At 68.2% G+C, this 10,527-nt stretch carries 1 protein-coding gene; it reads left to right on the top strand.

The genetic code is table 11. The annotated features are described in order from the left end of the window. The coding region (locus AB0M74_RS34950; protein WP_366530589.1) for an amino acid adenylation domain-containing protein at nucleotides 1-10,527 on the top strand (10,527 nt) is incomplete at both ends.

The raw sequence follows: 10,527 nt of genomic DNA, 5'->3' as shown, positions 1-10,527 counted from the left end.
AATGCTGCGCCGGATGCCGTGTCGTTGGCGTTGCGGTATGTGGTGTTCGGTGGCGAGGCGCTGGAGTTGCGGCGTTTGTCGGATTGGGTGGCCCGTCACGGAGACGGTGTTGCCGCGCGGACCGGCCGCGGTGCGGGTTCCGCGCCTGTGCTGGTCAATATGTACGGCATTACCGAGACGACCGTGCACGTGTCCTACCGTGCGCTGGACGCGGCGACCATCGCCGCCGCCTCCGGCAGCGTCGTCGGCCGGGCGATCGCCGGGTTGCAGGTGTATGTGCTCGATAACCGGTTGCGGCCGGTTCCGGTCGGTGTCGCGGGTGAAATGTATGTCGCGGGACCGCAATTGGCTCGTGGTTATCTCGGGCGTCCGGATCTGACGACGGCGCGGTTCGTGGCGAACCCGCTGGCTGATGCCGACTCTGCGGGTTCGCGCTTGTACCGTTCCGGTGACCTGGCGCGTTGGAATCGGTTCGGTGAGCTCGAATACCTTGGTCGTGCGGATGATCAGGTGAAGGTTCGCGGTTTCCGTATCGAACTGGGCGAGATCGAGTCCGCGGTGCTGGCGCAGCCGGGCATTGCTCAGGCGGCGGTTGTCGTGCGGGAGGACCAGCCGGGCGATCAGCGGATCGTGGCCTACGTAGTCGCGGATCCCGACGTAATCCCGGATCTCGACGTGGTCCGCAGCGGCGCGGCCGAGCGGTTGCCGTCCTACATGGTGCCGACGGCGCTGGTGCGCCTCGAGTGGATTCCGTTGACGGTCAACGGCAAGCTCGATCGGCGCGCACTGCCGGCACCGGCCGTGCAGGCACGCGGGTTCCGCGCACCGGTCACTCCGGTCCAGGAGACTGTCGCCGCGGTGTTCGCCGAGGTGCTCGATCTGGATCGGGTCGGCGTGGACGACGATTTCTTCGATCTGGGTGGTAACTCGCTCATCGCGACCAGGGTGGTATCGCGGATCGGGGCGGCGCTCGGGACGACGGTCCCGGTGCGCGCGCTGTTCGAGGCCTCGACCGTGGAAGCGCTCGCCGCACGCGTGGAATCGCATGCCGACGGCGCCGCACGGGCTCGCCTGGTTGCCCGCCCGCGCTCGGCGGACGAACTGGTGCCGCTGTCCTTCGCGCAGCAGCGCATGTGGTTCTTGAACAAGTACGACACCACGTCCGCGGCCTACAACCTGCCGGTCGCCATCCGACTGACCGGCGCCCTCGATGTCGAGGCGCTGCGTCTGGCGGTGGCGGATGTGGTGCGCAGGCATGAATCGCTGCGCACCCGCTACCCGGAGCACGGCGGCACGCCGGTTCAGGTGATCGTGCCCGCCGAGGACATCGTGCTCGACCTGCACCCGGTCGTGATCGATCCCGCACTGCTGACCACCGCGGTGACCGAGTTCGTCACGGCCGGATTCGATGTGGCAGAGCAGGTTCCGCTGCGGACCAGGTTGTACACAGCCGGTGACGAGGACTACGTGTTCGTGGTCGTTGTGCACCACATCGCGGCGGACGGTTTCTCCGTCGGCCCGCTGACCCGTGACGTGATGCTCGCCTACACCGCGCGCGCCGAGGGCAGTGCGCCCGGCTGGGCGCCGCTCACTGTGCAGTACGCCGACTTCGCGGTCTGGCAGCGGGAAGTACTCGGCGCCGAGAACGACCCCGAGTCGCTGTTGGCGCGCCAGGTATCGCACTGGAAGCATGCCCTGGACGGCGTTGCCGACGAACTGCCGTTGCCGACCGATCGGCCGCGCCCCGCGGTCGCCTCGCATCGCGGTGCGACCGTGCAGCGGGAGCTGCCGAAGGACCTCGTCGCGGCGCTGGACGACCTGGCCCGCCAACGCGGCGCGTCGTTGTTCATGGTGATGCACAGTGCGCTCGCGGTGCTGCTCGCCCGACTGTCGGGCACCGAGGACATCGCGGTCGGTACCCCGATCGCGGGCCGCGGCGAGCAGGCGCTCGACGACCTGGTCGGCATGTTCGTCAACACCCTGGTGCTGCGCACCGGGATCGCACCGGCCGAATCGTTCACCGAACTGCTCGACCGGGTGCGCAGCACCGACCTGGACGCCTACGGCAACGCTGACGTGCCGTTCGAGCGACTGGTGGACCTGCTCGCGCCGGAACGCTCGCAGGCCCGCAACCCGCTGTTCCAGGTGATGCTCGCGTTCCAGAACCTGGATCGCAGATCGCTCGAGCTGCCCGGGCTTTCGGTGTCGGCGCTGGAACTCGAAGAGAACGTGGCGCGCTTCGATCTGCAGTTCACGCTGTCGGAGAACGACGCAACCGGCATGACTTTGGCGCTGACCTACGCGACCGAGCTGTTCGACGAGTCGACGGCTCACGATATCGCGCAGCGCTGGCAGCGGGTGCTCGAAGCCGTGGCCGCCGATCCGGCCGTACCGGTCGGCGCCATCGATGTGCTCGATGCGGCCGAGCATGCCGATCTTGTCGCTCGTGCCGGTGCCCCCGCGGCGCCCGCGCGCACCCTGCCGGAGTTGCTGGCCGCGGCCGCGGCACACGACCCGCAGGCGCCCGCGGTGGTGTTCCAGGGGACAAGTCTGTCCTATGCCGAACTGGATGAGCGGTCCAACCGCTTGGCCCGCATGCTGATTGCCGAGGGCGTCGGTCCCGAGGATCTGGTCGCCGTCGGTGTGCCACGTTCCGCGGACTCGGTGTTCGTATCCTGGGCGGTCGCGAAGACCGGTGCGGCATTCGTGCCGCTGGACCCGAGCTATCCGGCCGAGCGCATCGCGCACATGGTCACCGATTCCGGTTCCTCCCTTGGTCTCACCGTCGCCGCGGTAGGCGATGGTCTGCCGGAATCGGCACGCTGGCTGGTGCTCGACGCCCTCGATCTGGAGGCGTTCGACGGCGGCCCGATCACCGATGCCGACCGGATCCGGCCATTGCTGCCGCAGCATCCGGCCTACGTCATCTACACCTCCGGCTCGACCGGTGTGCCCAAGGGCGTCGTGGTCACCCACGCCGGTCTCGCCAACTTCGCTGTCGAGCAGGTCGAGCGGTATGCGCTCGACTCCAACTCCCGCGCACTGCATTTCGCTTCGCCGAGCTTCGACGCGTCGATTCTCGAGCTGATGCTCGCGGTCGGCCCGGGTGGTGCGCTGGTTGTGGTGCCACCGGGCGTCTACGGCGGCGAGGAGCTCTCCGAGCTGATCCGTGGCGAACGTGTCACGCACGCATTCATCACACCTGCCGCGCTGGCCACCTTCGACCCGAGCGGCCTGGACTCCCTGCGCGTGCTGATCTCCGGAGGCGAAGCCTGCCCGCCGGAACTGGTTGCGAAATGGGCCGCGCCGTTGGCGGATGGCTCTGCGCGCAAGGTCTACAACGCCTACGGCCCGACCGAGGCCACTGTCGCGACCAACATGAGCGACCCGTTGGTGGTCGGCGAGACGGTGACCATCGGTGGCCCGATCCGCGGCATGCAGTCACTGATTCTCGATGCCCAATTGCGGCCCGTACCAGTAGGTGTCGCGGGTGAGCTGTACCTGTCGGGTATTCAGCTGGCACGCGGCTACCATGCCCGAGCCGGGCTGAGCGCCGATCGGTTCGTGGCCAACCCGTACGCCGATGGCCAGCGCATGTACCGCACCGGTGACGTGGTCCGCTGGACCCGTACGGGTGCGGTGGAGTACGTCGGCCGCTCCGACTTCCAGGTGAAGATCCGCGGCTTCCGTATCGAACTCGGCGAGATCGATGCCGCGCTCGCGTCGCACGAGACCGTCGACTTCGCGGTCACCATCGGACACAAGAGCTCGGTCGGTGCCGTCACACTGGTGTCGTATGTGGTTGCCACGCCGGGCCAGTCGATCGATGTGTCCGCGCTGACCGCGCACGTCGAGGCTCGGCTGCCCGCGTACATGGTGCCCTCGTCGGTGATGGTGATCGACCAGGTTCCGTTGACCGGCGCGGGCAAGCTGGATCGGAAGGCGCTGCCGGAGCCGGTATTCGCGACCGAGGTCGTGTTCCGCGCACCGCGTACCCCCGTCGAACACACCATTGCCGAGGTCTTCGCCGAGGTGCTGGGTGTGGAGCGGGTCGGTGTCGACGATTCCTTCTTCGCGCTCGGCGGCGACAGCATTGTGTCGATCCAGCTCGTATCGCGCGCCCGGGCCCGTGGCGTTGTCTTCTCGCCGCGGCACGTCTTCGAACAGCGCACCGTGGCGGGCTTGGCCTCGGTCGCGGAGACTGCCGAAGCCGCCGAGGCGACGCAGCCGGTGCTCGCCGAACTGCCGGGCGGTGGCGTCGGTCCGATGCCGCTGACGCCGGTAGTGCGGTTCATGGCCGAGCGGCGCGGTTCGTACGGCCGGTTCAATCAGACACTGGCGCTGGAGCTTCCGGTCGGAATCGACCGTGCGGGTATCGCGAAGACCGTCGGTGCGGTCATCGACCGGCACGACATGCTGCGTGCCCGGCTGCATCACGACGGCAGCGATTGGATCGTCGAAACCGCGGCGCCCGGCACTGTCGAGGTGGACGCGCTGATCGACCGGACCGAGTTCGAGGCCGGTATCGACGATGCCGAACTCCTCGAGATCGCCGGCGCGGCACTGGACGCCTCGCTGGATCTGCTCGATCCGGCTGCGGGCGTGGTGATTCGGTTCGTCTGGCTGGAGCCGAACGACAGCGACCACAGTGGGCGACTGATCGTCCTCGGACACCACCTCGTGGTGGACGGCGTTTCCTGGCGCATTCTGGTGCCGGACTTCGTCACGGCGTGGGGTCAGCTCACCGCCGGGCAGGAACCGGAGCTCGTCGCACCCGTCACGTCTATGCGTGCGTGGGCCGACGCCCTGCGGCGTGAAGCCGAAAGTGCCGAGCGGGTAGCCGAACTCGACTATTGGCGTTCGGTGGTCGGTACGGCGGACCCGCTGCTGACCGATCGACCGATGGATCCGGCAGTCGACACCGCGGGCGGTATCGAGAAGCTCCAGGTCGAGGTGTCCCCGGTGGTCACCAAGGCCCTGCTCACCACAGTGCCCGCCCTCTTCCACGGTGGCGTCAACGATGGCCTGCTCACCGCACTCGCGCTGGCGACCGCGAAATGGCGGGCCCGGCGCGCCGGCACCAGGGCCGACGACTCGCTGTTGATCCGCCTGGAAGGGCATGGTCGCGAAGAGGACGTCGTCCCCGGCGCGGACCTGTCGCGCACCGTCGGCTGGTTCACCGCGATCTTCCCGGTCCGATTCGACCTGTCCGGCATCGACATCGATGCCGCGCTCGCCGGCGGGCCCGCGCTCGGCAAGGCCGTCAAGGCGGTCAAGGAACAGTTGCTCGCCGTCCCGGACAAGGGCGTCGGCTACGGATTGCTGCGCTACCTGAACAAGCGGACCGCCACCGAACTGCCCGTCGAGCAGCCCGGCCAGGTGAGCTTCAACTACCTCGGTCGCGTCTCCGACGGCGATGTGCCCGAGGCGCTGCGCGGCTTCGGCTGGATCCCCGCGGCCGAGCTCGGCGCGCTCGGCGGCGCCTACGACGCGGACATGCCCGCGATGGCGCCGCTGGATATCAACGCCATCGTGGTCGGCGACAAGCTGACCGCGAACATCGGCTACCCGGCCACGCTGCTCGACGCCGCACAGGTCCGCGAATTCGCCGACCTGTGGATCACGGCACTGGAAGCGGTGGCGCGGCACGCCAACTCGGCGGGCGCCGGCGGACACACACCGTCCGACTTCGGTCTGGTGCGCAGCACCCAGCGCGATATCGACGGCTGGGAGCAGCGCTTCCCGACCCTCGCCGATGTCTGGCCGCTGTCGGCGCTGCAGGCCGGTCTGCTGTTCCACGCCAGGCTGGCCGCCAGCTCGGTGGATGTCTACACCGCGCAGGCGGTGCTGACCCTCACCGGTCGGTTGGACGCGGCCAGGCTGGGTTCGGCCGCACAGGCGCTGATGGATCGCTACGAGAACCTGCGCACCGCGTTCGTCACCGACAACGACGGCAATGCCGTGCAGGTGGTGCTCGACAGCGTCCGGGTGGCGTGGGCCGAGCACGATCGCCTCGAGTCCGGCGAGTTCGATGACCTCATCGTCGCCGATCGGATGCAGCGCTTCGATCTGACCGCGCCGCCGCTGATCCGGTTCACCCTGATCCAGGTCGCGGCGGATCGTTGGCAGTTCGCGGTGTCCAACCACCACATCCTGCTCGACGGCTGGTCGATGCCGCTGCTGATGCGGGATCTGCTGGTGCTCTATGCCGCACACGCCGACAGCAACGTGCTGCCCGCCCCCCGTTCCTACCGGCACTTCCTGGAATGGACCGCGCAGCAGGATCTTTCGGCCTCGGTGGGCGTGTGGCGCGAGTCGCTGCGCGGCGTCACCGAACCGACCTTGCTGGCCAGGCCGGATGCGGGCCGCGAGATCACCGCGCTGGCCGGGGAGTACCTCTTCGACCTCGACGAGTCGGCGACGACCCGGCTGACCACGCTCGCCGCCTCGCTCGGCGTCACGCCGAACACCGTTCTGCAGACCGCGTGGGGCATCCTCGTCGGCCGCATGACCGGTCGTGACGACGTGCTGTTCGGTACCACGGTTTCCGGCCGTCCCGCCCAGCTGACCGGCGTCGAATCCATGATCGGCCTGTTCATCAACACCGTCCCGGTGCGGGTGCGTTTCGATCCGTCCGAGCCCGTTCGGCAGTTGCTCACCAGGACCCAGGGTGAGCAGGCGGACCTGCTCGACCATCATTACGTCGGCCTTGCCGAAATCCAGTCCGCCGCGGGTATCGGCGGATTGTTCGACTCGCTGGTGGTGTTCGAGTCCTACCCGGTGGATTCCGAGGGCATCCGGGCGCAGGCCGCGGATATCGACGGCATGGCCGTGGTCGGCCTCGAAGCCGCCGACGCGACGCACTACCCGCTGACGCTGATCGCGTCGTTGGACACCCGACTGCGGATTCGCGCGGGCTACCTGCGCGATCTGTTCGACGAACAGACTGTGCGGCGGATCGCTGACCGACTCGTGCGGGTGCTCACCACCATGATCACCGAACCCGATCTGGCGGTCGGTGACATCGAGCTGCTCGACACCGTCGAGCGTGACCTGGTGGTGTCGGGCTGGAACGACACCGCACACACGCTGGACTCGGCTGTGCTGCTGGGCGATTCCGCAAGCGCCACGGCCTTGACGCTGGTGTCGATGTTCGAGGCGCAGCTGGTGAACTCACCTGAGGCGACCGCGCTGACGTTCGAGGGGACAAGTCTGTCCTACGACGAGTTCGCGGGCCGGGTGTATCGCCTGGCACGCTGGCTCATCGACCGCGGCGTCGGCCCGGAATCATATGTGGCACTCGGCATGCGACGCTCCATCGACCTGGTCGTCGGCATGTACGCGGTGACCGTGGCCGGTGCTGCGTATGTGCCGTTGGATCCGGATCATCCGGCCGAGCGCACGGAATACATTCTCGACACGGCGGATCCGGTGTGTGTGCTCACCTCCGGCGACGATCTCGACATCGACACCGCGCAGGTCCGCATCGACCTGCTCGACCTGGAGGGCCTGTCGGACGAGCCGGTGACCGACGCGCAGCGGCGTGCACCGTTGCTGCCGTCGAACACCGCCTACGTGATCTTCACCTCGGGATCGACCGGTCGCCCGAAGGGTGTCGCGGTCAGCCACGGTGCGATCGTGAACCGCCTGGTGTGGATGCAGTCGGCCTACGGCCTGACCGACACCGACGCGGTGCTGCAGAAGACCCCCGCGACCTTCGACGTCTCGGTGTGGGAGTTCTTCTGGCCGTTGCAGGTCGGCGCGCGCCTGGTGGTCGCGAAGCCGGACGGACACCGGGATCCCGCCTACCTGGCCGAGATCATCGCGACCGAACGGGTCACTGTCACCCACTTCGTGCCGTCCATGCTCGCGGTATTCGTCGCCGAGGCGGCGGCCGCGCGCTGCGCGTCGCTGCGACTGGTCTTCGCCTCCGGTGAGGCGCTGCCGCCCAAGCCCGCGCACCGGTTGCGCGAGCTCACCGGGGCAGCGCTGCACAACCTGTACGGTCCGACCGAGGCCGCGGTCGACGTCACCTTCCACGAGGTGACCGAGGCCGATGTGGACACGGTGCCGATCGGTGCCCCGGTGTTCAACACCCAGGTGTATGTGCTGGATTCACGGTTGCGCCCGGTTCCTGTCGGTGTCGCGGGTGAGCTGTACCTCGCGGGCGCCCAGCTGGCGACCGGGTATGTGGCACGGGCCGATCTGACGAGCGATCGCTTCGTGGCGAACCCGTTCGACAGTGCGGGCGCTCGCATGTACCGCACCGGCGACCTGGTGTCCTGGACCTCGAGCGGTGAGCTGGAGTACCTGGGCCGCACCGACTTCCAGGTGAAGCTGCGTGGTCTGCGTATCGAGCTGGGCGAGATCGAGTCGGCGCTGACCGCGCTGGACGAGGTCGCGCAGGCAGTCGTCGTGGTGCGCAGCGATCAGCACACCGGCGATCAGCTGGTCGCGTATGTCGTCGCGGCAACCGATGGCCGGGTGGACATCGAGACACTGCGCGAGGACCTCGGCAAGCAGTTGCCTGCCTACATGGTGCCGTCGGTGGTCATCGTCCTCGACGAGTTCCCGCTCAACGCCTCGGGCAAGTTGGACCGGAAGGCATTGCCCGCGCCGGTGTTCGAGGCAGCGGTATTCCGTGCGCCGACCACACCGGTCGAAGAGATCATCGCGGCCACCTACGCCGATGTGCTCGGACTGGAGCGCGTCGGCTTGGACGACGACTTCTTCGCCCTCGGCGGTAACTCGCTGAGCGCCACCCAGGTCGCTGCCCGGTTGTCCGCCGCTCTCGATACCGATCTCGGCGTCCGCGAGCTGTTCGAGGCATCCACCGTCGGTGCTCTCGCGGCCCGCGCGGAGACCCGCGCCGGCGCCGGTGCCCGGGCGGCGCTGGTCCCGCAGCAGCGTCCCGATCGGGTGCCGCTGTCGCTGGCGCAGCAGCGGATGTGGTTCCTCAACCGCTTCGATCCGGAATCTGCCGTCGACAACATCCCTGGCGCCGTGCGACTTTCGGGTCTGCTCGACCGGCAGGCGTTGCAGATCGCGGTCGCCGACGTGCTCGCCAGGCACGAATCGTTGCGCACCTTCTACCCGGAGGTCGACGGCACCGCGTATCAGCAGACCGTCGCGACCGGCAAGGTGATCCCCGACTTCTTCCCGGTCGATGTCACCGAAGCCGAACTGCCGCTGCGGCTTTCGGAAGTCGTGCTGACTGCCTTCGACGTCACCACCGAGGTGCCGTTCCGGGCCAGGCTGTTCGAGATCAGCCCGACCGAACACGTGCTCGCCCTTGTGGTGCATCACATTTCGGCCGACGGCTTCTCCATGGGCCCACTGACCAGAGACATCATGACCGCCTACGCCGCGCGCGTCGACGGCGGCGAACCCGCGTGGCGGCCGCTGGAGGTGCAGTACGCGGACTTCGCGCTGTGGCAGCGCGCGGTCCTCGGCTCCGAGGACGACCCGGATTCGGTGATCGCCCAGCAGGTCGGTTTCTGGTCCGACACCCTGCGCGGGCTGCCGGAACAGCTGGATCTGCCTGCCGATCGGTCACGTCCGGAGATCGCGTCGGGACGTGGCGCGATCCACCGCTTCGAGATCGACGCGCAGACGCATGCCGGGCTCATCGGTGTCGCTCGCGGCCGCGGCGCGACGTTGTTCATGGTCGCGCACACCGCGCTGGCCGTGCTGCTTGCGCGACTGAGCGGCGAACACGACATCGCCATCGGTACCCCCATCGCGGGCCGCGGCGAGCGAGCTCTCGATGATCTGATCGGCATGTTCGTCAACACACTGGTGTTGCGGACACCGGTCGAGGACGAGGTGAGCTTCGCGGAGCTGCTGCGGTCGGTCCGCGCCACCGATATCGCGGCGTTCGGCCACGCGGACCTGCCGTTCGAGCGGCTGGTCGAGATTCTCAACCCCGTGCGGTCGCAGGCACGCAACCCGCTGTTCCAGGTCGCGCTGTCGTTCCAGAACACCGGTCAGACCTCGCTGGAGCTGCCCGGGCTCACCGCCAGCGCCGTCGACCTGCCGATCGACGTCGCGAAATTCGATCTGCAACTCGTGCTGACCGAGAAGCCGACCATCGCCGACCCGGCGACCAATGGGTCCGGCACCGAAACGCCGGGTCTTACCGCGGAGCTGGTCTACGCGACCGATCTGTTCGACCCGGAGACGGCTTCCGCGATCGCCGATCGGTACCTGCGTATTCTGCGTACCGTCGCCGGTCAACCCGACGTGCTTGTCGGCGACATCGACCTGCTCGACCCTGCGGAGCGGCTCGAGGTGTCGCGCACCTGGGTGTCCTCGGGTGCGGATACCGCCGTCGGTCGGTTCGCCGATCCGGATCTCACGCTGGCGGCCCTGTTCGACGCGGCGGTCGCGGCACACCCGGATCGCTCGGCGGCCCGCTTCGGTGCGGAGTCGTTGACCTATGCCGAGTTGGATCGGCGTGCGAATGTGTTGGCGCGCAGGCTGATCGCTGATGGTGCGGGTCCGGAGTCGTTGGTGGCGGTGATTCTG

The organism is Nocardia sp. NPDC051463 (genome assembly GCF_040681975.1).
Lineage (GTDB): Bacteria > Actinomycetota > Actinomycetes > Mycobacteriales > Mycobacteriaceae > Nocardia.
The sequence above is the reverse complement of the archived record's forward strand: the minus strand, read 5'-3'. Positions and strand labels throughout refer to the sequence as shown.